Raw genomic sequence first — 25,823 nt, 5'->3', positions numbered from 1 at the left:
ACTTACAATGTTTTTTTATACAAAAAGAGCAGCATCTAAGATGCTGCTCTTTTATTTTTAACGTTTCAATTCTTATTTAGATACAGTTACTTGCTTTAAGCCATCTACTTTCTGATAATCTACTTTGTAGCCTAATTTTTCAAAATCACGCACACTGATAAAGGATTTACCATCCTGTATAATACCATCCAATGCAGTCTTTTCTTCTCCACGAACGATATAAGCTGTTTTTTCTGCGTTGTTCCATTCAACATTCTCGCCCATTGCTTCGCAAATTACACGCAAAGGCAAATAAACGCGACCGTCTTCAACAACAAACTCTGCTGTGTCATAATCATCGGCACTTGAAAAGAAAGATTCTTCTGCTCTTTCTTTTGTCAGCATAGCTTCGGAATCACCTTCCCAGCCCCAAAGAACAGTTACTCCGGTAACAGGATTGTATTTTTCCTCCACTTCTGCCATTTTTTCTTCAAAGTCAGCTGTGCTGATGCTTGTTGTAGGTGCAGTGATCTTTCCGCTGCCTGCTTTAACTGTTCCATCGGTAGTTAATTTCAACACACTCTTGCTACCATTTGTAATAGAGAAAACTTCTTTGGAATTAAAAGCAGCACCATTTTTTGTGACTGTTGCTTCATATGCCATACTATCCAGTGTTTTGGAAACAGCAGGCTCTTTAATTGCTTCTTGAAGCATAGCTTTTAAAGAATCTGTTGTCGCTTTAATAGAAGCAGTCTCTTCCTTTGCAGCGTCCATCGCTTCTTTAAATGCATCCATATCTTCCTGAGAAGAATCCATAGCCTTCATAACATCCATCATGTATGTTGTTGTTGCAGATAACACTGTATCAGGGTTATTGCCAACATAATCTAATAAGTCAACCAATAACTGTGCTACTGCCTTGCCATCCGCTTGGATCTTGTATCCGCCGGAAACTTCACTTACCATATTTGTAGTAAATCCGGAGAAAGCATTTTTGTAGAAGGTCATTACGGAAGCATACAAATCGCCAAAGCCGCCTTCTGGAACGATATCTTTCATTTCTTCGTCTGTCAGACCCATTTCCTTCATAGACATTAAGCTAATATATTTACTTTCGCCTAATGCTGCTTTCAGCTCTTTTCCAAAATCTTCATTTAAGAGATAGCTTCCTTCATTTTCATCTGCCATATCTTTCATCAGCTGATATACACCCCAAACGGTATCTCCTGAAACATAAATACCATCTTTCATTGCAAAGTACATATCGCCCATGTCGTATTTTTTACCACCGTAAGTTACATCCATGTTTAAATAGTAGCTCAGGTCATTCATGTCCATCTTGATTGTATAATCCACTACAACAGTTTTCTTGCCTTCAAACTCTTTCAAGCCCTGTAAGGATTCCTGAATCATCTCGTCTGTATACCCTGCAGCTTTAGAAATATCTGTAACATATTCCTTCATTGCATCAACGTCTACATCTACATTCACCTTGCCTGATGCTTCACAAACCTCAAGTTTGTTCAACATATCCGCACTCATCTGCAGATAACCCAGTTCCGTGTTAGAACATCCGCTAAATGCTGCAATGCACATTACCGCGCACAGAAGTGCGGCTAGTTTTTTTCTCATAAGTATTTCCCCCTTAAAAATGTTTGTCACACATACACGTGTTTTTAGATTATACTCCCTAATGTTTCCCATTACAAACAAAAAAAGAAAAATTAAGGAAATTTTAAAACTCTTTCACTGGCTGTTCTTCTTTCCCCCATCTTTCTTTGAGTTACCACAAAGAGCAAAGGCATTCATAAAGGTTGTTCCTTCCCCTTTCTTGCTTTCTACGGAAATATATCCAAAATGGCTATCTGCAATCCATTTTGCAATGGAAAGCCCTAAACCTGTACCGGAAATCCCCTTGTTTCTTGATTGATCCACACGATAAAACCGATCAAATATCCGAGGCAAATGCTGTTGAGAAATTCCCACCCCATTATCGCTTACAGAAACATAGGCATTTTTTTTATCTTTCCAGACTCGAACGGTGATTAACCCGCCATCCTTTGTATATTTTAAAGCATTTTCCGCATGAATCCAAAGTAACTGTTTTATCAGGTCAGGATCACCCCATATCTCAACTCTATCTTTTTCTTCAAATATAATTTCCCGAGGAACCTCTAATATCTCCAGCTCCTTTACAATTTCCCCTGCAATTTCGTTCAAGGAAACAAATTTCTTCTGCACAAGCATACGGTTCTGATCTCCTTTTGCTAAAAACAGAAGCTTTCGAATTAACGCACTCATGTGCTCCGTTTCACCCAAAATAGAATCTATAGACTCCTGTAAAATATCCGGATCACTTTTGCCCCAGCGATTAATTAAATTTGCATAACCCTGAATTACAGAAATCGGTGTTCTTAATTCATGGGAAGCATCCGAAACAAACTGGTTCTGCCGCTGAAAAGAACTTTCCAAACGATCAATCATAGAGTTAAACGTTACCGTCAACTCCTTCATTTCATCTTCCGGCCCTTCCGTCTCTATACGTTGGCTCAAATCTTCAATGGTAATACGCTCCGCCGCAGAACGAATTGCCTCTACCGGCTGCAACATCCGACGGCTGATATAGCGGCCAATTAAAAAAGCACAAAAAATTCCAATAAAATCTACGGTTCCAAGTTTTATAATAAACCCCCGAAGAAAATTTGTATTTAATCCAATTGATTTAAATACATCTACACGATAAAAACTTTTTTTACTAGGCATAACCGTAGAAATCAGCATCAATTGTTGCCTTTTGCTATTTTCCAGAATATACTCTGTGCAGTTTTCCGGGTCTTCTTTTTGCACATTGATTTTAAATCCCTTTTCCGCAAATGCACGTTGCTTCTGCGCCGCCAATTCTTCTTCTTTTACAAAATATACATTGGAACCTTGCAAGTTGAACTCATTGGATTGTGTAAAAAAAGGGCCTTCTCCAAAATGACTGTAATAATATACTTTTTCCTCTTGGGAATATATACTTACCTCTACGTACTTATTGTCCAATAAACCTTGCAGCGCATCGTTACTCAGTGAGTTTCCTTGTCGCAAATAATTCTCAATATTGGAAATGGTGGCAGTAAGTTCCCTTCTTATGGTTTGTTGCTGTATCGCAGTAATATTCAGTATCATAAACAAACTAATAATAAGGAGAGAAAAGGAGAAAATCCCTCCATATAATAGTGTGATTTTTCTGGCGATTGCCATGTGCTTGATTCCACCAAACAATAAACTTTTATTCTTCTTTGACATAGTACCCTACCCCTCGTATGGTATGGATAAACTTTTTCTGAAAGGTTTCATCTATTTTTGCCCGTAAATAACGCACGTAAACATCCACAACATTTGTTTCTCCAATATAGCTGTATCCCCAAACTTCGTTTAAAATCTGTTCTCTTGTTAATACAATATTTTTATTTTGCACCAAATACAAAAGAAGCTCATACTCCTTCTTCGTCAGCTCAACCGTTGTTCCGCCAACAGTAACCAAGCGCTTCTCTGTATCAATTTCCAAATCCTGCACCTGTAGCAGAACTTTTTTTGTCAGCTTGTCCTCACAATGTTTAAACGCTACACGCATTCTTGCCAAAAGCTCTTCAATGGCAAACGGCTTGGTTAAATAATCATCGGCACCGCTGTCAAGCCCCGCCACTTTATCAATCACCTCATCTTTAGCCGTCAACATGATTATGGGGACATTAGATGTTTTGCGCACTCTTCGGCAAATCTCTATCCCCGTTAAACCGGGTAGCATCAGATCCAAAAGAATCATATCAAAATTTCCTTCATTGATTAAAGTCATGCCATCTCTTCCATTATGGCACACAGTCACCTCGTATCCTTCATATCTGAGTTCCAGTTCTACAAATCGGGCCAATTTCACTTCATCTTCTATTAAAAGAACCTTTTTCTGTGCCATTTTCCATTCTCCTTTTCTTAGTATAGGTATATTATACCATAAAAACGGGGAAATTAAGTAAAACTGACAAATTTAAACTCCATTTTTTACCAAAGTATGCCATTACATGCTTTACCTAATATCCTAAAGGAAACCCTCGTAAATTTTCCGTCATATTCGCATATAGATTTTTTATTTTACATTTAAAAAAGTATACGCTGATGCAGTTAAAACGGGATTGCTTACGGATTAAAAAGTAATTAAAAAAAACCTTAAAAATTTCTATTACCTTGCCCATTGCGGCTACTATGTTTTTTTTGTATAATGATGTAACACATAAATCATAATTTGGATAATATCCCATAATTAGGAATCACTTTTCACTTATCCATGAAAATGTTTATGCTGCCTTTGAGAGATACGCTTAATTTAATAAAAAATAGAATAAATATACGGAAATGTTTGTTTTATTTTATGATTTTTAGGAGGATTAATAATGAGAAAAAAAATTGCTCTTTTTCTTGCATTGCTGCTATCCCTTAACATGTTAGGAGGATGTGGGAAAGAAGATACCCCAGAGCCAACGGATGGCGCTGAAGAATTAAAAACCAATTACCGCTTTGAACAATGTGGCCTGGCCTATCGCCTTCCAAAAGAATGGCTTCAACGAGATAATGTGAATTTAATTCCTGTTACCTTTGTTGATGTTGCAGGGGCAATCTATGCTAAGATTGAATATGATTACACGCCAAACGAAAACATGGATGAATTGAATAACATAGATTCTCAAACCCCGGTGGAAGAGCTAATGATTCCAATTTTCACCCTCTTAGTAATAAGAGACGAAAATGTTGATTCCCAAGCAATGAAGGATGAACTGGCGTTGTTTAAAAATTGTGAAGAGTTACCCGCACAAGAAGGCTTTCACTTTTATTACTTGACAGACTATATTGGTAGCACCCCCAAATTTTCTGAAGACTCTGCAAAGATGTTTGATACCTTGAAATCCGAGTTGCCTTCGTTACGACAAACCGTCGAAACCTTTCCACCGGATGAAAGCACCGTGCAGGCACAGGTTGCTGAAGATAAAGAACACCTTAATTTTATGTCTACCACTTTAAAAGGCGATCCTATTACAAGCACCGTGTTTTATGATTATGATTTAACTGTGATAAACTTTTGGGCATCCTATTGCTACCCTGACATCAACGAGCTAACCACTTTACAGACTTTCTACGAACAGCTAAAACAAAAATATACAAACATTAATTTTGTACAAGTTGTCATTGATACTCCAGGGGAAGAAGCAGAAAAAGTAGTGGAGCAAGCATATCAAGAAGCAGGAGTAACCTTTACCACAATAGTACCGGATCAAAATATGGCCTCTTGGATTATTGACAATTTGAACGGATTGCCTACCACAATTTTTGTAGATAACACAGGAAAACCTTTCTCTACAAAAATTGAAGGCGTACAAGATCTTGATTATTATATGGAAACAACACAATCTATGTTGGAAAAGATAAAAACAGGCGAATAATTTATGAAGAACGCATCTAAAGAATGCGTTCTTTTTAAATTCTTTTTTATGAAATTACGCATAAACTATTAGGGGAGGTGGGCCAATGACAATCCATATCGTAAGTGCCGGCGACACAATTTATTCAATTGCAGAACAATATAATGTAACTCCAAGACTGATCATGGAAAACAACGCAATTGGGAACCCAAACCTTTTAACTTTGGGGCAAGCCCTTTTGATTTTAGAACCGGAAGAAATTTATCAGGTACAGCAAGGAGACAGCTTATTTTCCATTGCACAAAAATTCGGAACATCAGAAATCCAATTGCTGCAAAACAACCCACAGCTAGCATCCACAAGTACCCTCTATCCGGGGCAAACCCTGATTATTTCATTTAAAAAGAGCCCTGGGGAAAGCTATCTGGTGAATGGCTATGCATACCCATATATCGAGTCCACCGTATTGAATCAAACGGTACCCTATTTATCGTTTTTATCTATTTTTTCCTATGGTTTCTATCCTGATGGACAACTGATTCCTCCGGATGACGAAGGCCTTCTTCTTGCGGCAAGAGAATATCATGCCGCTCCCATTCTGGTATTAACACCCTTAGATGAAAATGAAAAGTTCAGTAATAAATTAATCTCTCAAGTAGTCAATGATCCTGCCGCCAGAGAAAATTTAATTAACAATCTTTTAACTGTAATGGGACAAAAAGGATACTACGGCGTAGATGTAGACTTTGAATTTGTCCTACCAACGGATAAAGAGGGCTTTATCAGTTTTATTTCTCAATTAAAAGGTGCAATGAGCGAAGCAGGCTATAAGGTTTTTGTTGCCTTGGCTCCAAAAACTTCAGCAACACAACAGGGCTTATTATATGAAGCCCATGATTACAAGCGCATCGGTGAAATTGCCGATTATATATTTCTTATGACCTATGAATGGGGATACGCCTATGGCCCTCCTATGGCTGTGGCTCCCTTAAATAAAGTACGGGAGGTTTATGACTATGCAGTTCAGGAGATACCTCCGGAAAAAATTATTATGGGCATTCCAAATTACGGCTACGACTGGACCCTTCCTTTCCTGAGAGGTGAAAACAGAGCGGTAACCTTGGGGAATCAGGAAGCTGTTCAAATGGCCATGGATCTTCGTGCCGAAATTCTTTTTGACGAAATCGGGCAAAGCCCCTATTTCTTCTATACCGATGAAGAGGGCAGCGCCCATGTCGTTTGGTTTGAGGATGCAAGAAGTATTGATGCAAAAATACGACTTGCTGAGGAATATGGTTTTATTGGTTTTGGCTATTGGAATATCATGCGGCCATTTGTGCAAAATTGGATGCTCCTGTCCAACGCTTATGATATTAAAAAGTTTGGTGTATAGTTAAATTATAGAAAACAAAAGCGATAGCCCCTTAGGCTATCGCTTCAGAGTGTCGATAAAATCGACACCCTTTGAAAAAAGCTCAGTTTCTTCAAGCTTTTTTCAAGTTGACAGAGGACAAATAGATGTGTTCCTGCGACCCAAAAGTCTTGAAACGCCCTATTTTCCTCGGATGGGCAAAGCTCATCCTGCGGATTCTAGTTGGGAAACTCTTCCGTTTTTTAAATAGGTTTTTCAAAAGTCTGAAGCGATCGTCTGCATTTAGGCTATCGCTTTTCTTTTGTGATTATTCTTCTTCCCCTTCCGAGGCTTGATTGATATATACCCGCAATTTAGAAATTCGATTCTTATCCATTTCTTCCACAACAAACTTCAATCCGTCAAACTCTAAGACTTCTCCGCCTTCCGGGAAATTACCTAAAACCATTAAAACATATCCCGCAATGGTATCAACTTCATCTGACTCCAAATGACTTCCCACCATTTTATTGAATTCCTCCAGACGTGTACTGCCGTCTACCACGAATTCATCTTCCTTGATGACTTCGATTTCATCCTGTTCATCATCATATTCGTCGGCAATCTCGCCCATAATCTCTTCTATAATATCCTCCATGGTTGCTAAACCTGAGGTTCCGCCGTATTCGTCTAATACAATGGCAACCGCTAAACGATTTTGGCGCATTTCTGCGAAGAGTCCCGCTACAGGCTTGCTTTCATAAGTAAAGAAAGGCTCTCTCATATACTTTGCAGCGGAAAAATCCTTTTCTGCCACAAAAAATACATCCTTTACATAAAGAATCCCCACAATATCATCCATGTCTTCATCATAAACGGGGAAACGAGAAAATCCTTCTTCTTTCACCAACGCAACAAAGTCCTCATAAGGTACATCGCAGGGAACTGCTACCATATCTGTTCTGGGCGTCATAACATCTTTGGCTTTCGCATCCCCAAAGTTAAAAATGTTATCTATCATGATCCTTTCTTCCGTTTCCAAAACGCCTTCTTCATGGCTGACATTCACAATTGTTTTCAACTCCGCCTCAGTAATTAACGGAAGTTTCATACCGGGCTTTCCTCCAAAAAGACGAATCAGGGCACTTGTTACCACATTTAAAACCAGAACCACCGGACGAAAAATAAAAACAACGGCGGCAATAATATTTATAACAACCAAAGCTACTTTTTCCGCTTGTTGCGCCGCTATGGTTTTCGGAGTAATTTCACCGAAAATCAAAATAACAACTGTGATAAATGCCGTTGCAACACTGGCACCACTGCCTGCATCGCCATGAAACAGTTGGATAGCCAACGCCGTTGTCAAAGCAGATGCACCGTTATTTACCAAGTTATTGCCTACGAGGATAGAGCTTAGCAACCCATTGGGATCCTCCAAAAGCCTGCTGAGTTTATCGGCATTCTTAATTTTATCCTCCACCATATTCCGCAAGCGAATTTTGTTTAAAGAAGTCAATGCGGTTTCTGATGCAGAAAAAAACGCAGAACATCCAATTAAAAAAACCAAAAGCCCTATCAGGTACGGACTGGCACCGTCCACTAAAATCACTCTCCATTTCTAAAACATATCTCTAATCATATAAATTCAAGATATCATAAAAGCTTTATTGCGTCCAGAAAAAATGAAAAATCAGCCCCGTTCTAAGCGGTTTTTCTCAATTTCCTCCGCCAATTCCATTAATTCCATCCAACGCTCCATTCTGCTTTCCAGTTTACTTTCCAATGTTTCTTTCTCTTGAGAAAGGCGTTGCAGTTCTGTGTAATCCGTGGTGCAAGACTCCATTGCCTGGTTAATCTGCCCCACTTTTTCTTCTAATTTTGCAATTTCATCCCCAATGGTATCATACTCACGCTGATCCTTATAACTCATTTTTGTAATAAGAGCAGAGCCTTTCTCTTTTACAGCTTCTGTTTTTTGCGGCTTTGCTACTTCTTTGGCGGGTGATTCTTTTTCCCTGGCAGTCTTGTAGTCTGTATAACCCCCCTCGTATTGTTTTATTCTACCTTTCCCCAGAAAAGCAAAAATACGATTCACAGTCTTGTCCAAAAAATACCTATCATGGGAAACGGCTATGACAGCCCCTTGAAAGCCTTCCAAATAGTCCTCTAAAATCATCAGCGTTTCCAAATCCAAGTCATTGGTAGGCTCGTCCAGGAAAAGGATATTAGGTGCACTCATTAAAACTTTTGCCAAGTAGAGCCTTCTTTTCTCCCCACCGGATAGCATGGAAATGGGACCTCTTTGCATGTCCACAGGGAATAAAAATTTTTCAAGCATTTGGGATGCACTGATTCTTCCATCTCCCGTCTGGATATACTCCGCAGTTTCCCGAATATAATCCAACACTTTTATGCTTTCGTCCATTTCTTCATTTTCTTGGGAGAATACACCAATTTTAACCGTTTCACCAAAGTGAACCATTCCCCTGTCTGGTTGTAATTTTCCCGTCATAATCTTTAATAATGTTGTCTTGCCGCAGCCGTTATCCCCGGTGATGCCAATGCGGTCATGCCGCAATACAATATAACTGAAATCTTTAATATATTCTTTCCCATCATAAGATTTATAAACGTTTTCCAATTCAATGGTCTTTTTGCCTAAACGGCTCCCCACAGAAGAAAGCTCTACATTTTGCTTTTCCTCAGGTGCTTTTTGGGATGCTACTTCCTCAAAACGCTGGAGCCTTGCTTTTTGCTTTGTTGATCTTGCTTGGGCACCACGACGTACCCATTCCAATTCCGTGCGCAAAAAGTTTTGACGTTTTCTTTCTCCTGCTGCCTCAAGTTCTTCACGCTCTGCCTTCATCTCTAAAAATTTTGTATAATTTGCTTGATAGGAATAAATCTTCCCTTTTTCCAGTTCTAAGGTTCTGTTGGCAACACGATCCAGAAAATATCTATCGTGGGTAACCATAAGCAACGCTTTGGAATATTTTTCAAGATGCTTCTCCAACCACTCAACCGTATCATGATCAATGTGGTTGGTTGGCTCGTCTAATATCAAAAGATCCACAGGGGCAATGAGTGCTCCTGCCAAAGCCACTCTTTTCTTTTGTCCCCCCGAAAGAGTATCTACTATCTGCCCAAAGTCGCAAATTCCAAGACGAGTAAGAATATTTTTTGCTTCACTTTCCAAAGACCAGGCTTCTGTTTTATCCATTTCTTCCGCCAGCCTTGCCGCTAATGCAATGAGTTTTTCGTCACCGGGATTCTTACTTAATTGTTCCATGGTCTCTTCATAATCCCTTACCAAAGACAGCTTTGGATTATCCCCTGCAAAAACCTGTTGTAATACCGTCGTTCCCACTGTAAATTCCGGATTTTGAGAAAGATATGCCATTCTTATCCCATTCATGGTAATCATTTCACCGCTGTCTGCATGGCCAACGCCCGCCACTATTTTCAAAAGCGTGGATTTTCCCGCACCATTTACACCGATCAAACCAATTTTATCTCCTTCATGGATACTAAATGAAATATCATCAAAAATAACCCTTGTTCCGTAGCTTTTCCGTATTTGCTCGGCCGTTAATAAAACCATATCTTTTCCTCCAATATGTAGCATTGCCTCTGCCAAAAATGACAGAGGCATAAGTTGAACATACTTAATCTTGTTTTTCTTCTTCCTTCACCGAGGGCATTTCTACCCCAGGGGTCGCAGGAATAAGTTTTTCCTGTTTGTTCTTCCAAACTAAAAATACCGCTGCCGCAACAATCAATACTGCAGAAAGGACTTGAGAAACTGCAAATCCCCCTAATCTCAATTGATCTGTCCGCAAGCCTTCAATCCAAACTCTACCCAGTCCATAGCCAAGGAAGTAAAGCCCTGCAATTTGTCCGTGAAATTTCTTTCTGCGGCTAACAAAAATTAATAGGGCAAACACCCCAATATTCCAAAGGGATTCATATAAAAAGGTAGGGTGAACCTGAATGTACTCAACACCATTAACCATTTGAAGCTGACTCAGTGTTTTCTCGGAAATATCCCCAAGACGAACCTGCGAAAGCTGATAACGCATGGCAAACAAATTATTCGTAAAATCGCCAAATGCCTCTCTGTTAAAAAAATTGCCCCAACGGCCTAATATCTGCCCCAAAACCAAGCTGGGGGCAGCAGTGTCTGCCAACTGCCAAAAATTCAATTTTTTTATTTTGCAGTATACCAAAGCAGTTAAAACGCCACCGATGACACCGCCGTAAATGGCAAGCCCACCTTCACGAATGGCAAAAATTTTTATCAGATCCTGGTTGTAATTATCCCATGAAAAGGCAACATAATATAACCTTGCGCCAATAATTGAAAAAATCAACGCATATAGGGCAAAATCCAAAAAAGTATCCGGATTCTGACCTGTTCTTTTTGCCTCCTTCATGGCTAAGATCAGCGCAAGCAAAACCCCTGTCCCAATAAAAATTCCATACCAATATACTTCTTTGCCAAACACTGTAAATGCCACTCTGCTTAAATGATTTATTTCTATCCCTAAATTGGGAAACCATATTTCAGGCATAAGCCAACCTACCTTTCTCCTGCTAGTTCATATAAAATACCAAAATTTGATTTTTCAAAACAAAAGCGTATTATCGTATTCTAACCAATTTTCAGTTTTATCATGAATTGTGTTTTCTTATAAATGAATTACCCTTTTATCTGTTTAAAAAAAATCATACCACAACAAAGCTGGTAACTCAATGAATTCTTGCGGAAAAACCCCTTCTGCTACACCAAAAAACATTTCTTCATCATGATTTTTTTGATATCTCTCTTACATATAAGCCTTATATCAAAAAAACTAGTCTTTTCACCAGTAAAAAACACAGAAACTTTAGATTCTGTGTTTTTTGTTTTGATTCATTATCTTATCACCGAAAGTACCATTTTGTCCTTTTCAAATTCTTTGTTTAAAAGCTTTTCAATCTCGCTTTTCTTCACCGTCTTGATTAAGTGAAACACTTCACCGGCAGGCATATCATCCATAGCCCATTCAATTTGACTAAGGACCATTCCTGAAACCGATTGGCTTTTTCGGATAAAACGGCCAATTTGTTTTTTGTGTATTCTACGGAAATCCTCATCCCTCACGCCTTGGGTGCGTAAACGATCCAGATGCTGTAAAAGAAGCTCACTCACTTCTTTTCCATGTTCTCCAGATCCCGAAAAAGCACAAAATGCATATCCCGTTCCACTAAAGTATGCACTACCCAAAGGCTCATCTAAATAGTTTTTGGAATACGCCTCTTGATAAAATACACTGGTTTCTCCCGCTAAAACATCCATTAATATGCCCATTAAAATACGTTGACGCAGAGGCTCCTCTTCTACCGGTGCCATTTTAAATCCCATTTGAAAAATTGGACGGCTAACGCCAAGTTTTCCTTCCCCATAGCTTTCCTTAACTCCTTCGGGTTCCCGTTCAAAAAGAGGTTTTTCCCCACTTTTTCTCTTTTTTATCATGCAGGCAGCTTCTATGATTTTCCGTGGGGAAATATCTCCGGCACAAATTAAGCTAAAACGGTCTGGTGTATACATACAATCGTATGCTAGCTGAAGCACCTTATCATCAATTTTCTCCAAGGCATTATGATCTCCCGCAATGGGGTTTCTGACGGGGTGGTTATGATACATGGCTTGCAGCAACTGATAATATACCCGCCAATCCGGATTATCGTCATACATGGTAATTTCGTTTTGAATAATACTCTTTTCCTGTTCTGTTTCTTCTTCCAGAAAATAAGGATTTTGTACAAAGCTTAAAAGCAGGCGTAAGTTTTCAAAAAAATTATCCTGACAACTAAAGTAATATACTGTTTTTTCCGAATCGGTAAACGCATTGGCAGAAGCCCCTTGCTTGCTGAATGCAATAAAAGCATCCCCCCATCTTTGCCGAAAAAGCCTGTGTTCAATAAAATGTGCCGTTCCTTGGGGAAATTGCAAAGGCCTTTCCTCTTTACTATGGTTACATGCCAAAAAATTGGATCCAGCTTTCACCACAATTGCCGCCATTTTTTCTTCATAATTTGGCATAGGGATAAAATAGCAGTCCAATCCTGATGGTAGTTTACGCCACATGGTTCCGTTTTTATTTGCATCACTTTCCTGCATTTTTATCTGCCTCCTTACCGCTTAATAAATAAATGGTTCTTAATTTGGCTCTGCTTGCCATGCGGATGACATCTTCTGCCGTTACACATTGAATTTGCCGTAAAAAAGGATTCAATCCACGTTCGCCTTCTGCCAAAACCTGTTCTACAGAAAAGTCAACCATCCCCCATGGCTGATCGGCAATGGTATTGTATTGCCGTAACAATCCGTTTTTGGCCTGCTCCAATTTTTTCTCATCCACCGAATCCTCTTCCAGTTCTTCCAGTGCCTTCAAAATTCCCACTGCGGCTTCTTTTGCATTCTCCGCTTTTATCCCGGTCTGTACAAACAAAAGCCCTGTCAATGGATAAATATAGGATTTTATGTCATAACAAAGACCATCTCTCTCCCGTAAGTTTTGAAAAAGCAAAGAATCCGGGTCCCCGCCAAAAAGCTGATTTAGAACCAGCATTGCGGCATAACTTCGTTTGCCCCATTCGGCTTTCGTATCAAAAGCCAACAATAGCCTAGCCTGCTCCATCGGCGTATTTTCTTTTATGAAAACCGGCTCCTGCTTAGGTAGCGCCTTCCTATCCTCTAAGTCTGCCAAAGATGCCTCGCCCCGAAAAATTTTCCGAAACGCCGTTAGTTTTCTTTTCTCGCCCTCGTCTCCACAGAAGAACACCTTTACCGTACCCTGGCCAAATATATTACGATAATGCTTATACAACGTCTTTCCGTCGATCTGATCCAAATCTTCTGCATATCCATCGGCAGAAATCTCCATAGGTGTGCCCTTTGCCGCTTCCTCTAAACACCGTTTTTGGGCATACCCCCGTTTGTCATCCTTTAAGGAAGCCAATCTTTTAGCCAAAATTTCTTTACGACGTTTCACAACATCTTCCAAAAAAGCATCGTCCTTGGTCAACGGCTCTGCAAATAAGGCTTTTAAAAATGCCATGGCATCCTCTACCTCCACCGCCTTTGCCGTTTCTAAAGAAAATAGTAATAACTGTTTATCGCCTTTTTTTACAATTGAAATATCCCATAAAGCACCATATAATTCCTCTGCCGCCATAGCGATGGCTCGGGCATCGGGATAAACCTTACACCCCTCTTTTAACACCTCTGCCAATAGTGCCGTTTGCGTAGCCGTTTCACGCTTCAACGGCAGCTCAAAAAATAGCACAAATAAATTTGTTTTAAACTTTTCTCCATCCAGCCAGTAAATTCTGCATCTTGGCATCTTTCTTTCCAAGGAGTTCATTTCATCACCTCAAATTCTTCTTTTGGATTATTCTTTCCCAAAGAAGGAAAAATAAGCAGTGACTTGCCTGAAAATTAATTTTCAGCTATAAAAAATTTTCAAAACACCCCCATCGCCGTAAGAAACCGTTTAAGAGATACTCTTAAACGGTTTCTTGGGAATTCCTTTTGTTTATTTTTTTCTGATAATACTGAAGTTTATTTTTATACATCATTTGATCGGCCTCTTGCATTAAATGCTGAACAACTTCTTTTGTTATTTTTAAATTTTTCACCGTTTTACTTCCACAAGAAATGGAAACAGGCCCATGCTCATGATTCTTCCATTTCTCCGTAGCTTTTAGCAATCTTTGCTCACACTCCTCATTGCTAAGTTCGGTTTCAGTCATCAATACCACAAATTCGTCCCCGCCTAAACGATACCAGGCGTCCTTTTCTTCCGGAAAAGCATCCTTAATGCTTTTTGCAGCCTCACATAAAAGCCGATCCCCAGCGCCATGTCCTCCTCTGTCATTTACAGGTTTTAGTCCATTCACATCCATTAATATCACAGTTAACGTGCTGCAAACCGTCTCATTTTCCTCTAAGCTTTCAATTCGTTTTTCAAGTGCGGCTCTGTTTGGCAGATGGGTTAATACATCCCTTAGTGCCAATTCTTTATAAACTCGATTTTCAACCTCCACCTCAACATAACATAACACCCTTTTGGCACAAATCCAGAAAACGATAACAATAAAAGCTAAAACGCCATAACGAAAAAACTTTGCATTGTCTAAGGACGCATAATGGAAAAATCGAAAAACGTCTATCGTATAAAATCCTCCAAAAACGACAGTTGCGATCAAGAATCCTCCCACATAAAATGAAGTTCCCCTTGTAAACTCACCGAAAGAAATGCCAATAAGCGCGAAAATACAAAGCAAGAGGACAATATATGTAATAGGCATCATCTCAATATATTGAAGCTTGCCGGAAAAGTAAAATATATTCTGTAAAACAAAATTTATAGAGGCTACCCATGCTAATTGATACAAAAATTTCTTATATCCACCCAACAGATCACAATAAAAAATAGGTACCGCAACAGGTATTAACATAAACGAATTAAACGAGAGATACGCCAACACCATCTCATTATGAACGCACATATGTGCAGCCGCTGAATTGGAAATAGACCAGATTCCACTTAATGACATTAAAATTGCCGAATGAGCCAAAATAGGTAAATTTTCTCCCTTGCCAACTTGCTCCCTAATAAACATTGCGAAAAGCAAAATGGCAAAGAAAATCATAATTCCGGAAAAAACCAACGAAGATACATCAGAACGAAAATTCTGCAAAAATATTCCCGTTTCCGTACCGATAAAAAATCCAGGCAAATATATACGCTCCCTTTTTAATGGAGAATGGAAAGAAATTGTAATCGCTTTTCCGCTGTCCTCTTTTTCCAGAGCAACCATACATAAAAAATTCGTATTCATCTGTCGCGCTATATTAGGCAACTGCCCATTATAAGAATAACGCTCCACTCCGTCAATTTTAACTTGTACATCTTGAAAACCATTTTGAAAAGCTAAAACAGAGTTGTTATTTAAATTTTTAGGTAACTTGCGCGTAATCACCTCCCCGTTTGCTGTATCTTGTACTACCTTCGGTAAATTCTCAATAGGATGTGAAGTTTCATTCTGCAACAGCGTCCAACCTTTATTTATTTCCGCCGTTTTTCCGGGTTGTTGTTGACTTGTACCATAATACAACATTCCCACCCCATCAGCGCATACCAAAGTAAACACCACTATTACTGACACATAAAGTATAAGAATGAATCGTTTTCTTCTCATCTGCAACTACTCCTTATTCTTATACTTTAATTATATATGCTTTCTCTATAAAATGTATAAAAATAAGGCATTTTTCTCTGAAAACATTCCGTACTTTATCGACAAAAAACCCCTATGAGAGGGATTCTTCTCATAGGGGTTTACAAATCTTTTATTTCCAAAACTCAAATTCCAAGTCGTAAATACGAACTGTATCGCCTTGCTGTATTCCTTTTTCCTCCAAAGCCTCTATAATTCCTTTTTCCTTTAAATATCTCTGGAAAAAAGCAAATCCTTTTTCGGTTTCAATATTGGTATAGCCAATCATCTTTTCTACGCCAACACCAGTCACCACAAAATATCCTTCATCAGACTCTTCAATGGTGAACGGTTCTGTATCTACAGCAACTTCGTCATATTCTTCGTATTCTTCCTCAAAAATAATATTTTCAGGATAATCCTTCAAAATCAAAGCAACTGCCGATAACAGCTCATCCAGACCTTTATTCGTGGCCGCAGAAATAGGAAATACTTTATATCCCTCTTTTTCATAAACTTCTTTCAAAAGAGCCACATTCTCTGCCGCCTCAGGGATATCCGTTTTATTTGCTGCAATCACCTGAGGACGCTTCAATAATTCCGGATTGTATTCTTCCAATTCACGGTTAATTTTACGAACACTTTCAACGGGGTCATCCCCTTCAACACCTGCCGCATCCACAACATGGATAAACACTTTTGTTCTTTCCACGTGGCGTAAAAATTCGTGCCCCAATCCTACACCCTCACTGGCACCTTCCACCAAACCGGGGATATCCGCCAAAACAAAGCTATCGCCAAATCTTCCCTGTACTACCCCTAAATTAGGAGAAAGAGTGGTAAAATGATAATTTGCAATTTTGGGATTTGCATTGGTTACCATGGAGAGCAAGGTAGATTTTCCTACGTTGGGGAATCCAATCAACCCAACATCGGCAATTAGCTTTAATTCCAAAATAACATCATATTCCTTGGCAACACGACCTCGCTCCGCATATCTGGGAGCCTGTCTGGTGGGGGTTGCAAAATGCTGATTTCCCTTTCCACCTTTACCGCCATATATTAATATTTTTTCTTCCCCTGCCTTATTAATGTCTGCCATAACCTTACCGCTTTCCGCCTCACGGATTACGGTCCCCACAGGCACCTTAACGATAACATCCTCTCCATCTTTCCCAAAGCAGTTCCGTTTTCCACCGTCTTCTCCGTTTTGAGCCTTAAACACTCTTTTATAACGGAAATCCATCAGTGTATTCATACCTTCATCCCCGACAAAAATAACACTTCCGCCTTTTCCGCCGTCACCGCCGTCAGGGCCGCCGTGGGTAATATATTTCGCTCTAAAAAAAGAAACCATACCGTTGCCGCCATTGCCGCCTTTGATGTGAATCTTGACTCTATCTACAAACATTTTCCTTCACCTCTTTTTTATTTACCTTAAACCACAGAGTCGTAGGACACTGTCCCCAACCCTTTCAAGCCGTTCAAGCACTTTTGCTTCGCAAAAGCTAGCAAGTTTACTGCCGCCCTGTCTTGAGCCGTGCAGTTTTAAAAAGGCTTGACCAAAACTTTATATGCAAAAATTTTTATTTCACTACTTCTAGCTTCCGCCTTTTTCGTCAAAAGCAAAATTTTTTTGCTTTTCACGAAAAAGGCTTCAAATGGTATCATTTGAAGCCTTCGCAATTCTTATTCAGCGATTTCGATAGGGTAAACAGAAACCTGTTTTTTATCTCTACCTTTTCTTTCATATTTCACACGGCCGTCAACCAAAGCAAATAAAGTGTCATTACCACCTCTGCCAACGTTGATACCGGGGTGAATTTTTGTGCCTCTCTGTGTGTATAAGATATTGCCAGCCAATACAAACTGACCATCTGCACGTTTTGCACCAAGTCTTTTCGCATTAGAATCACGACCATTCTTTGTGGAACCGCCGCCCTTATGATGCGCGAAGAACTGAAGGTTTAATCTGAACATCACTTACACCTCCTTATAATTCAAAGTAAAATACTGATTATATTCTGTTTCTATTGCTGACAGACCCATCTCCAGCGTTTGCAATAAAAGCTGTGTGTCATGGTCAGCCATACCCTCTAAAGGGAAAAGGATTTTGAGAAAACCGCCTTTTTTCTCATCCGCCTCACAGCGAAATGGAATTTCTGTAAAGTGCTCAATGGCATTTACCGTATTCAATGTCAATGCAGATACAGCAGAACAAACGATATCTTTTCCGCTTTTTGCATATCCCGCATGCCCGGTTAGCTCAACTCCGCAAATTTTTCCGTCTTTACGATAAATAGTAGCGTTTATCATAATTAGATAGATTTAATCTGTAATTTTGTAAAAGGCTGTCTATGGCCTCTTTTCTTATGAAAGCCCTTTTTAGGTTTGTACTTATAAACAATAACCTTTTTTTCTCTTCCATCACCAATTACAGAAGCTGTAACAGCAGCACCTTCAACATAAGGAGCGCCTACTTTCACGTCACCGTCTTTTGCCAAAACAAGAACCTTGTCAAAAGTAAATTCCTGACCAGCTTCTACGCCTAACTTTTCAACTGTGATCACATCACCTTCAGCTACCTTGTACTGCTTTCCGCCTGTTTCAATAATTGCGTACATCCGAACACCTCCTCGCAATTTACTCGCCGAATGTGGTAACCAAAGCCTTTCTTTGATTTTAAAACCTCTTCGTGCGGCTGAACATACTACAATATAGTATCACAGCAAAAAAACCATGTCAACAAAAACTATTCTATTTCACACCCATTTTTTACGGAAAAATAAGCCTGATTATCTCCCATTTTCCAAAGAAGCTCACATAAAAGCTGTACGCCTTCCTTTGTTATACATTTTTTTCCATCCAGGCTTTCCTGGTATGCCAATTTTAAAGCTTCAAGGGCTTTTTCGTTTAACCCCGCCAAATTATAAAGCCTTCCAACCTTGTCACAGAGTTTTCCGAAACTTTCCGTTGTGATTCCATTTTTTCCTGCCAAAACCAAAACATGATCCAGCAATGTTTCCGCTTCTTTCGTATGGCCTAAATGAATATGAAGACTTGCGCCACGCAAAAGCAGCTTCCCATACTTGGTAGTTTCACCCTCCCGGTTTCTTACCGACACCGACAAAACATAATACAGTTCCAAGGCCTCTTTGTATTTTTCCAAAGCCTCCAAAATTTTTGCGACTTTTTCCAGTCTCTCATTATAATATGGGCAATCAGGTAAGCTTAATTCTTTATAAATCTGTTTCCATAAAAGATAAAAACTCAGTGCCATTTCCTTACTGCCTTTTCTGTAAAAATAATCACCAATGTAACCCAATATACGACAATATTCCAGAGTATTTTTATCACCGTATTCTCCAATATACTCTTTGGCATTAATAAATTTTTGAAATGCTTTTTCTTCTTCTCCATATAGCAGATAAGCTTCCCCTAATCGTGTACAAGTCCGCACATAATATTCCGGTTCCGCTTGTTTTTCCGCCAAAATATACCAATATACCGCTTCTTCCTTTTTCCCAAGGCGTTGACACATTTCACCCAATGAAAAAGCAGCAAATGCCCTTCTTACCCTTTCCCCTCTGTCTTTATTAATATTTTCGTGATAAAACCGCGTCATAAAAATAACGGTTTCCTCCAAACATTTGCGCTCCCCGTCCAGCATACGCCGTCTTTGCTGTCTGATGAAAGAAAATTTACCATTTTTAGCTTCTGCATAAATCTCTTTTAAGCGATTATATTTTTCATTTGGCACTAGCCTGCTTCGAATAATTTTGCCCTCTGCCTCTGTCAGATAAGCTTCTGCCCGTTCTCTATCCCCAAATTTCAGGTAGCAGTTCCCAATCGCCAACAGCGTACAGGCAGCCTCCCTTTGCTCCTCGGCTGTTTCCTCAAAATTCACATCATTACGTTCCTTGAAAAGCTGAATCGCCCGAGTACAATTTCCTCGGTAAAAACAAACCTGACCAAAAGTCACTAATGTTTTTATGTAAATAGGATTATCCTCATCTAATGTTTCCTTTTGAATCATCAGTGCCTCTTCCAAGCATTTTGATGCAGCTACCAAATCTCCCGATTTTCCATATGCAACCCCCAACTGCTTTAGCACCTCAGCATACTTGAAATGTTCTTTCCCAAAAAGCTCCTTTGCAGCGATTTCCATTTCTAGGCAAATCACTACCGCCTTCATATATTCTTCCTGCTTTCGGCGCGTTTGTGCAAGGGCTCTCATCAGCATAATTTCATCTTCCCTATTGAAAGTAGAAAGTGCTCTCTTCCGTTTTAATACAGTCTCATAAAGAAAGGCTGCTGCCTCATATACTCCTTGATGGTCAAATAATTGAGCAATTTTACACCAAATATCATCAATGATACTTGCGTTTTCACCACTGTCCTCTCCCAGAATGTCCAGTGCTTTTTTATAATAAATTAAGGCCTGCATACAATTATTCATTTGGATAGAAATTTCACCCAATGTTATGTAGCTTTTTGTAATTTCAATTCCATCTTCCGGCGCCGTCGTTTTTCGTAACTCCAGTGCCTTTTGGCTAAATTCCAATGCCCCCTTAAAATCCTGGAGAGCACAATGGTCAAGAGCAATTCGATCCAATATATCCATATATAATAAATGTGTTTGTTCAAATTCCTGCTCCACCAACTCTAATGCAGTCTTGTGTAATTGTAAGGATTTTTCAGTTTGACCATCTTTAAGGCATAGGTCAGCAAGATAATTTAAGTTATTCACATAGTCTATCTGCCCTTCGGGAAACATCTTTCTGCGAATGTCCACTGCACGCTCAAAGTATTCCACCGCAAGTCCTGTAAACTCACTCTTTTCGCAAACGAAAGCCAGAGAAAGCGCATTAATAATATAAGGGAGACTACGTGAACCTATCCTTTTTTCAATAATATCCAAGGCAAATTCATAATAATAAATTGTTTTTTTATAATTCCCAACTTTTTCAAAGGAACGTGCCATGGATGCATGGATATCCGCTACATCCATCATTTTCAATGTCTTGCATTTACGGCTCTTCTCCAGTGCCTTTCTATGGCTTTCAAGAGCCTTTTCGTATTGCTTCAAGGCTTCATAAGTATTACCCAAATTATATAACGAATGTATATAGTCAATGTGCTCTCGTCCCAGCTTTTTTTCACGTACTTCTAATACACGCACATGGGTTTTTAAAGCTTCTTCGTGCAGACCTAAATTGTTATAAGCAATGGCTAAATTATTTAATGTATCGGCAAATGTGGCTGATTCGCCGAAACGAACTTTTTTCAATGCAGCTGCCTGACGATAATACTCCGCAGCTTTATCATATAAGCCCAATTCATCAAAAATAACCCCAACATTATGGGTATCCTCTGCAAGCCCCGGATGCTCCATATCCCCGGTTTCTTTATAAATATCTAATAAATATTTTCCCAGAAATAAAGCCTTTTTGAAATCACCGTCCTTATATGATTCCATAAAGTTTTTCCGAAGCTCTCTTATTTCAGCTAAATAAAAACTCATGCTCTCACATCCTATTTCGCCTGTTCTTGATCCATTTCTACAAAGGCTTCCTTAATCACACTGTAGGAATAGCCTTTCCGTTGCAAAAAAACATAAAGTTGCTTTTTCTTTTTTTCGTCTGGCGGCCACTGCCCCTTTGTTTTTCTCTCCAACCACTTTATGGCATCTTCTGTTTCGGAAAACTCCGTCAACTCCAATACCTCTTGGCAAATTTGGTCAGAAATTCCTCTTTGCAGCAGTTCCATACGCAATGCATAAGCACCTCTGGGACTTAGACGTAAACGTTCTTTTATATATTTTTGTGCGTAGTCCCTATCATTAATATATTTATATTTGCATAAAAAGACCATAACTTCTTCAATAATTTCATGTGTAAAATCATTTTCTAACAGCTTCTGCCGCACTTCTTTTTCCGTCCGCATTTTATATCCGATAAAATTCAGGGCTTTATCCTGTGCCTGCATATAAATCAAATTTTTTTGTATAAATGAAACGGTTTTTTCAGGTATCTCCTTTCCCTCCTTAATATTAAAATACGCTAAATCTTGCGCAGGAAGGGCAAATAGATATTCCCCATCAATATAAATGTTATATTTTGCAGGATCTCTCTTTTGGGGAATCATTTTTGTAACCAACATTATGCGTCTTCTCCTCGCTTTTTCATTATTATAACATAATCTTTTTACATACACTACGATAATTATAACTATAAAAACCGACTATCTTATGATAGCCGGCTTTTATGTTATTCCAAATCCAACTCTACAACTGAAGTATCCTTGTTATCTTCCGTTTCCTGTCCTTCTTGTTTCTCCGGATTCTTTATCTCTGTCAAAGTAGGCAATCCATATTCCACTCTTACCGCATTTTCCACCTCAGTACAGATATCCGGATGCTCTTTTAAAAACTGTTTTGCATTCTCTCTGCCCTGACCAATTCTGGTTTCTTTATAGGAATACCATGAACCGCTTTTATTAATAATACTTACCTCTGCGGCTAAATCTAAAATATCCCCTTCCTTAGAAATTCCTTGACCATATACAATGTCAAACTCTGCGGTTTTAAAAGGAGGCGCCACTTTATTTTTTGCAACCTTAACCCTAACACGGTTCCCAACCAATTCCGTGCCTTGTTTTAGTACATCTGCTTTTCTGATGTCAATACGAACCGATGCATAAAACTTTAATGCCCGTCCACCTGTAGTGGTTTCAGGGTTACCGTAAGTAACGCCGATTTTCTCTCTTAACTGATTAATAAAAACCACAGTACACTTGGATTTATTGGTAATACCGGTAAGCTTTCTTAATGCCTGGCTCATTAATCTGGCTTGCAAACCAACGTGGGAGTCACCCATTTCACCTTCGATTTCTGCTTTGGGAACCAGCGCCGCCACAGAGTCAACAATAACAATATCAATAGCACCACAACGCACCATTGTTTCCGCAATTTCCAAAGCCTGTTCACCGTTATCAGGTTGAGAAATATATAAGTTGTCAATATCTACGCCCAAAGCCTTTGCGTAAACAGGATCCAGTGCATGCTCTGCATCAATATAACCTGCAATGCCACCCCTTTTTTGCACTTCCGCAACAATATGTAGGGCAACCGTTGTTTTACCGGAAGCTTCGGGACCATATACTTCAATAATTCTGCCCTTCGGCACGCCACCAACACCCAAAGCCACATCAAGGCTCAAGGAACCTGTTGGCACAACCTCAACATTCATTTGCTGGTTGCCATCTCCCAGCTTCATGACAGCTCCCTTGCCAAATTGCTTTTCAATATAACCTAAAGCAGCAGATAATGCCTTGTCCTTATCTTCAAAACGTATATCATCTTTTTTGGATTCATCCTTTTTTGCCAATTTATATCCACCCTCTCTAAATAACGAACTCATGTTCCTATGTTAACCTATTTCTCCCTCTGTGTCAACTGTTTTTCTTATTGGCTTTTCTGCCAATATCATTGCCCCAAATATAACAGCACACCCAATAAGGCCACGCCACCCCATACGTTCACCATAAAACAACGCCGATATGATTGCCGCGAAGATAGACTCTGAGGTGATAATAATTGCAGTTTTGTTGGCAGAGGTAAACTTTTGCCCTACAGACTGCAAAACAAAATAAACTGCCGTACAGAGTATACCAACAAACAAAAAACTGCCCATAGCCTGTCCGTTCAAAGGTGGCATATGCATTTCCGTTGCAGCCACAATAACGCAAGAAATCACCGCTACAGCTAAATGTTCAACCAAAGCAATATTTACAGAATCGCATTCCTGTACTGCTTTTCCCATAAAAGCCATTTGCATGGAAAAAGCCACCGCTGCACCAAAGGACAAAATTGCCCCAAGCTCAATTCTGAAATCTTCCGTCACGGAAAGAAGGGCTACTCCAAAAAGCGTGAAAAAGGCTGCTAAAAAACACCTGGGTAAGGGCTTTTCTCCAAAAACCGCCCAACAAAGAAAGGGGACAATGGCTGCCTGGGTATTACATAAAAATGCATTAACCGATGGTGAGGTATATTGCAATCCCACTGTCAGCAGTAGAAATGTAGCTGCCAAAAGCGCACCTAAAATACTGCCCATTTTCCATTCATTCTTCGTAATTTGCAGATATCTTTTGTGATAGATAATGCTTAAACACGCCGTAGCAATCAAAAACCTGCCTAGCATTACTTGATAGGGGGTATAGCCCCAATCCAACAAAAATTTTACACCGATGAAACCACCTCCGCCAACGGCAGCGGCAATTAGTAACATCCAATCCCCTTTATTTCTCATATTGCAATTTTCTCCGCAACCAATCCAAAGCCTGGAAGGTTGCCCGTTCTCTTATTTTATTTCTGTTACCCACAAAGTGAAACTCTCTTGCCTCTGACATTCCATCTTTGTAGATACCAATATAAACCAACCCCACAGGCTTGTCCTCACTTCCTCCGTCAGGGCCTGCGATACCCGTTGTTGCAATACCGATTTGGGCTCCTGCAGTTTTGGCAATGCCTGCCGCCATTTCCATAGCCGTTTCCTTACTTACTGCACTGAATTTTGCAAGGGTTTCCTGCGCAACGCCCAAACGCTTCATCTTTGCCTCGTTAGAGTAGGTTACACAGCCTTCCAAAAACACCTCTGAAATACCGGGAAAACGAACCAGTCGAGAAGAAATCTCCCCTCCTGTACAGGATTCCGCAACAGCAATGGTTTTCTTCTGAGCCAACAATAACTTGGCAACCTCTGTTTCCATATTTGTTTCCCCTTCCGCGTAAACGGATTTTCCCAGTCGTTCCTTTAACGCCGCTGCAACGGGGTCTATCAAACGATTCGCCTCATCTTCGTCCTTTGCTTTTGCCGTAATACGTAAAAGTGCCTCCCCTTCTTTCGCATAGGGGGCAATAGTAGGATTTGTTTGAGCATCAATAATGTCCTTCACCATTTCTTCCATAGCGCTCTCTCCAACACTAGCCACCCGCAGCACTCTGGAAATAAAGGTATATTCCTGTTTCCTTGCCAGATAAGGTTTTGCCTGTCCTTCAAACATAGGCATAACCTCTTTGGGCGGGCCGGGAAGCATAATCATTATTTTCCCATTTTTTTCTATGATAATTCCCGGGGCTGTTCCGTTTGCGTTATACATGACAACACTGTTATGTTCAGGAACAAATGCCTGCTTTTTGTTGTTTTCTGTCATGGTTCTGCCAATACGGTCAAAAAACACTTGAATCTGTGCCAATGCCTTTTCATCCAAAACAAGAGGCTCACCAAAATATTTTGCCGCTGTTTCCTTGGTCAGGTCATCCTCTGTTGGGCCTAACCCCCCTGTAGTAATTACCAAGTCTGCTCTGGAAAAAGCATGATATATGGTTTCTTCCAATCTTTTTGGGTTATCCCCCACCACCGTTTGATAATACACCTCTATGCCTAAGGCTGCCAGCTCTCTGGCTAAATATTGGGCATTGGTATTTAAGATATCTCCAAGCAATAGCTCTGTGCCTACTGCTAAAATTTCTGCTTTCATATCGTTCCTCCTTATCTTATGTTTCAACCTGTTCTCTTCCATTGTATTCTCTTTACGAAAAATTTCCAAGTCTTTTTAAAAAGAAAAAAAGAGCAATTCTGCTCTTTTTCGTTGAAAACCTTGAAGGCTTTCCTCAATCACAAAAGACAAAGACAAAACCTTGAAAGCTTTGCCCTCAAACACCCACAAGGGTTCAGGTCAGCACTTTGCTCAGCAAAGCTGTCCTT

20 protein-coding genes are annotated in these 25,823 nt (G+C 39.7%); 2 read left to right on the top strand and 18 right to left on the bottom strand.

Features of this window, described 5'->3' with window-relative positions:
* Positions 1-72: 72 nt before the first annotated feature.
* The 3 genes from P9Q65_RS03100 to P9Q65_RS03090 form a co-directional block, all read right to left on the bottom strand.
* Positions 73-1,611 (bottom strand): copper amine oxidase N-terminal domain-containing protein, encoded by a 1,539-nt coding sequence (locus P9Q65_RS03100; protein ID WP_304507731.1) that lies wholly within the window; start codon positions 1,609-1,611, stop codon positions 73-75.
* A 114-nt stretch (positions 1,612-1,725) separates the two neighbouring features.
* Entirely contained in the window at positions 1,726-3,270 is a 1,545-nt protein-coding gene (locus tag P9Q65_RS03095) for a sensor histidine kinase (protein ID WP_304507729.1), read from the bottom strand.
* Positions 3,254-3,937: a response regulator transcription factor gene (locus tag P9Q65_RS03090; RefSeq protein ID WP_304507728.1), complete on the bottom strand. Its 684-nt coding sequence runs from the start codon at positions 3,935-3,937 to the stop codon at positions 3,254-3,256. Before P9Q65_RS03090 ends, P9Q65_RS03095 begins: the two co-directional genes overlap by 17 nt.
* 475 nt (positions 3,938-4,412) lie before the next feature.
* Between P9Q65_RS03090 and P9Q65_RS03085 the strand changes: the two genes are divergently transcribed.
* Together P9Q65_RS03085 and P9Q65_RS03080 are read left to right on the top strand one after the other, a co-directional pair.
* Complete coding sequence (locus P9Q65_RS03085; RefSeq protein ID WP_304507727.1) at positions 4,413-5,456, top strand: TlpA family protein disulfide reductase; 1,044 nt, start codon at positions 4,413-4,415, stop codon at positions 5,454-5,456.
* Positions 5,457-5,541: 85 nt separating this feature from the next.
* The gene (locus P9Q65_RS03080) at positions 5,542-6,828 is read left to right on the top strand and encodes a glycosyl hydrolase family 18 protein (RefSeq protein WP_304507725.1); all 1,287 of its coding nucleotides are present in this window, start codon (positions 5,542-5,544) and stop codon (positions 6,826-6,828) included.
* Positions 6,829-7,114: 286 nt separating this feature from the next.
* Here the strand turns inward: P9Q65_RS03080 and P9Q65_RS03075 are convergent, their stop codons facing one another.
* The 15 genes from P9Q65_RS03075 to P9Q65_RS03005 form a co-directional block, all read right to left on the bottom strand.
* Positions 7,115-8,398: an HlyC/CorC family transporter gene (locus tag P9Q65_RS03075; RefSeq protein WP_330695168.1), complete on the bottom strand. Its 1,284-nt coding sequence runs from the start codon at positions 8,396-8,398 to the stop codon at positions 7,115-7,117.
* An 81-nt stretch (positions 8,399-8,479) separates the two neighbouring features.
* Positions 8,480-10,390, bottom strand: a complete 1,911-nt coding sequence (locus tag P9Q65_RS03070; protein WP_304507724.1) for an ABC-F family ATP-binding cassette domain-containing protein — start codon at positions 10,388-10,390, stop codon at positions 8,480-8,482.
* Between the two features lie 64 nt (positions 10,391-10,454).
* On the bottom strand, positions 10,455-11,360 hold the full coding sequence (lgt, locus tag P9Q65_RS03065; protein WP_304507722.1) for a prolipoprotein diacylglyceryl transferase: 906 nt from the start codon (positions 11,358-11,360) through the stop codon (positions 10,455-10,457).
* A 344-nt stretch (positions 11,361-11,704) separates the two neighbouring features.
* Positions 11,705-12,952, bottom strand: a complete 1,248-nt coding sequence (yfmH, locus tag P9Q65_RS03060) for an EF-P 5-aminopentanol modification-associated protein YfmH (protein ID WP_304507721.1) — start codon at positions 12,950-12,952, stop codon at positions 11,705-11,707.
* Positions 12,939-14,198, bottom strand: coding sequence for an EF-P 5-aminopentanol modification-associated protein YfmF (gene yfmF, locus P9Q65_RS03055; RefSeq protein WP_304507720.1), 1,260 nt, complete (start codon positions 14,196-14,198; stop codon positions 12,939-12,941). The genes yfmH and yfmF overlap by 14 nt, the downstream gene beginning before the upstream one ends.
* Positions 14,199-14,340: 142 nt before the next feature.
* Entirely contained in the window at positions 14,341-16,038 is a 1,698-nt protein-coding gene (locus P9Q65_RS03050) for a GGDEF domain-containing protein (RefSeq protein ID WP_304507718.1), read from the bottom strand.
* A gap of 151 nt (positions 16,039-16,189) precedes the next feature.
* Positions 16,190-17,467: a GTPase ObgE gene (obgE, locus tag P9Q65_RS03045; RefSeq protein WP_304507717.1), complete on the bottom strand. Its 1,278-nt coding sequence runs from the start codon at positions 17,465-17,467 to the stop codon at positions 16,190-16,192.
* Between the two features lie 278 nt (positions 17,468-17,745).
* Entirely contained in the window at positions 17,746-18,036 is a 291-nt protein-coding gene (gene rpmA, locus P9Q65_RS03040; RefSeq protein ID WP_304507715.1) for a 50S ribosomal protein L27, read from the bottom strand.
* 3 nt (positions 18,037-18,039) lie between these two features.
* Entirely contained in the window at positions 18,040-18,372 is a 333-nt protein-coding gene (locus tag P9Q65_RS03035) for a ribosomal-processing cysteine protease Prp (protein ID WP_304507713.1), read from the bottom strand.
* A gap of 2 nt (positions 18,373-18,374) precedes the next feature.
* Positions 18,375-18,680, bottom strand: a complete 306-nt coding sequence (gene rplU, locus P9Q65_RS03030; protein WP_304507712.1) for a 50S ribosomal protein L21 — start codon at positions 18,678-18,680, stop codon at positions 18,375-18,377.
* A gap of 128 nt (positions 18,681-18,808) precedes the next feature.
* The gene (locus P9Q65_RS03025; RefSeq protein WP_304507710.1) at positions 18,809-21,580 is read right to left on the bottom strand and encodes a tetratricopeptide repeat protein; all 2,772 of its coding nucleotides are present in this window, start codon (positions 21,578-21,580) and stop codon (positions 18,809-18,811) included.
* An 11-nt stretch (positions 21,581-21,591) separates the two neighbouring features.
* Complete coding sequence (locus P9Q65_RS03020) at positions 21,592-22,218, bottom strand: RecX family transcriptional regulator (protein ID WP_304507708.1); 627 nt, start codon at positions 22,216-22,218, stop codon at positions 21,592-21,594.
* Between the two features lie 107 nt (positions 22,219-22,325).
* Positions 22,326-23,444 carry a recombinase RecA gene (gene recA, locus P9Q65_RS03015; RefSeq protein WP_304507707.1) on the bottom strand — a complete coding sequence of 373 codons (1,119 nt, stop codon included), beginning with the start codon at positions 23,442-23,444 and terminating at the stop codon, positions 22,326-22,328.
* A 42-nt stretch (positions 23,445-23,486) separates the two neighbouring features.
* Complete coding sequence (locus tag P9Q65_RS03010) at positions 23,487-24,365, bottom strand: DMT family transporter (RefSeq protein WP_304507706.1); 879 nt, start codon at positions 24,363-24,365, stop codon at positions 23,487-23,489.
* Positions 24,355-25,596 carry a competence/damage-inducible protein A gene (locus tag P9Q65_RS03005; protein ID WP_304507704.1) on the bottom strand — a complete coding sequence of 414 codons (1,242 nt, stop codon included), beginning with the start codon at positions 25,594-25,596 and terminating at the stop codon, positions 24,355-24,357. The genes P9Q65_RS03010 and P9Q65_RS03005 overlap by 11 nt, the downstream gene beginning before the upstream one ends.
* Between the last annotated feature and the right edge of the window lie 227 nt (positions 25,597-25,823).

Origin of the sequence: Anaerotignum sp. (assembly GCF_030625865.1) — a bacterium.
Taxonomy (GTDB): Bacteria; Bacillota; Clostridia; order Lachnospirales; family Anaerotignaceae; genus Chakrabartyella.
This window is presented reverse-complemented; position numbering and strand designations above follow the sequence as displayed.

Bases quoted from the DNA above. Each gene is read 5' to 3' on its own strand.
- P9Q65_RS03100 (WP_304507731.1), bottom strand. From the start codon at position 1,611: ATGAGAAAAAAACTAGCCGCACTTCTGTGCGCGGTAATGTGCATTGCA.
- P9Q65_RS03095 (WP_304507729.1), bottom strand. From the start codon at position 3,270: ATGTCAAAGAAGAATAAAAGTTTATTGTTTGGTGGAATCAAGCACATG.
- P9Q65_RS03090 (WP_304507728.1), bottom strand. From the start codon at position 3,937: ATGGCACAGAAAAAGGTTCTTTTAATAGAAGATGAAGTGAAATTGGCC.
- P9Q65_RS03085 (WP_304507727.1), top strand. From the start codon at position 4,413: ATGAGAAAAAAAATTGCTCTTTTTCTTGCATTGCTGCTATCCCTTAAC.
- P9Q65_RS03080 (WP_304507725.1), top strand. From the start codon at position 5,542: ATGACAATCCATATCGTAAGTGCCGGCGACACAATTTATTCAATTGCA.
- P9Q65_RS03070 (WP_304507724.1), bottom strand. From the start codon at position 10,390: ATGGTTTTATTAACGGCCGAGCAAATACGGAAAAGCTACGGAACAAGG.
- lgt (WP_304507722.1), bottom strand. From the start codon at position 11,360: ATGCCTGAAATATGGTTTCCCAATTTAGGGATAGAAATAAATCATTTA.
- yfmH (WP_304507721.1), bottom strand. From the start codon at position 12,952: ATGCAGGAAAGTGATGCAAATAAAAACGGAACCATGTGGCGTAAACTA.
- yfmF (WP_304507720.1), bottom strand. From the start codon at position 14,198: ATGAACTCCTTGGAAAGAAAGATGCCAAGATGCAGAATTTACTGGCTG.
- P9Q65_RS03050 (WP_304507718.1), bottom strand. From the start codon at position 16,038: ATGAGAAGAAAACGATTCATTCTTATACTTTATGTGTCAGTAATAGTG.
- obgE (WP_304507717.1), bottom strand. From the start codon at position 17,467: ATGTTTGTAGATAGAGTCAAGATTCACATCAAAGGCGGCAATGGCGGC.
- rpmA (WP_304507715.1), bottom strand. From the start codon at position 18,036: ATGTTCAGATTAAACCTTCAGTTCTTCGCGCATCATAAGGGCGGCGGT.
- P9Q65_RS03035 (WP_304507713.1), bottom strand. From the start codon at position 18,372: ATGATAAACGCTACTATTTATCGTAAAGACGGAAAAATTTGCGGAGTT.
- rplU (WP_304507712.1), bottom strand. From the start codon at position 18,680: ATGTACGCAATTATTGAAACAGGCGGAAAGCAGTACAAGGTAGCTGAA.
- P9Q65_RS03025 (WP_304507710.1), bottom strand. From the start codon at position 21,580: ATGAGTTTTTATTTAGCTGAAATAAGAGAGCTTCGGAAAAACTTTATG.
- P9Q65_RS03020 (WP_304507708.1), bottom strand. From the start codon at position 22,218: ATGTTGGTTACAAAAATGATTCCCCAAAAGAGAGATCCTGCAAAATAT.
- P9Q65_RS03010 (WP_304507706.1), bottom strand. From the start codon at position 24,365: ATGAGAAATAAAGGGGATTGGATGTTACTAATTGCCGCTGCCGTTGGC.
- P9Q65_RS03005 (WP_304507704.1), bottom strand. From the start codon at position 25,596: ATGAAAGCAGAAATTTTAGCAGTAGGCACAGAGCTATTGCTTGGAGAT.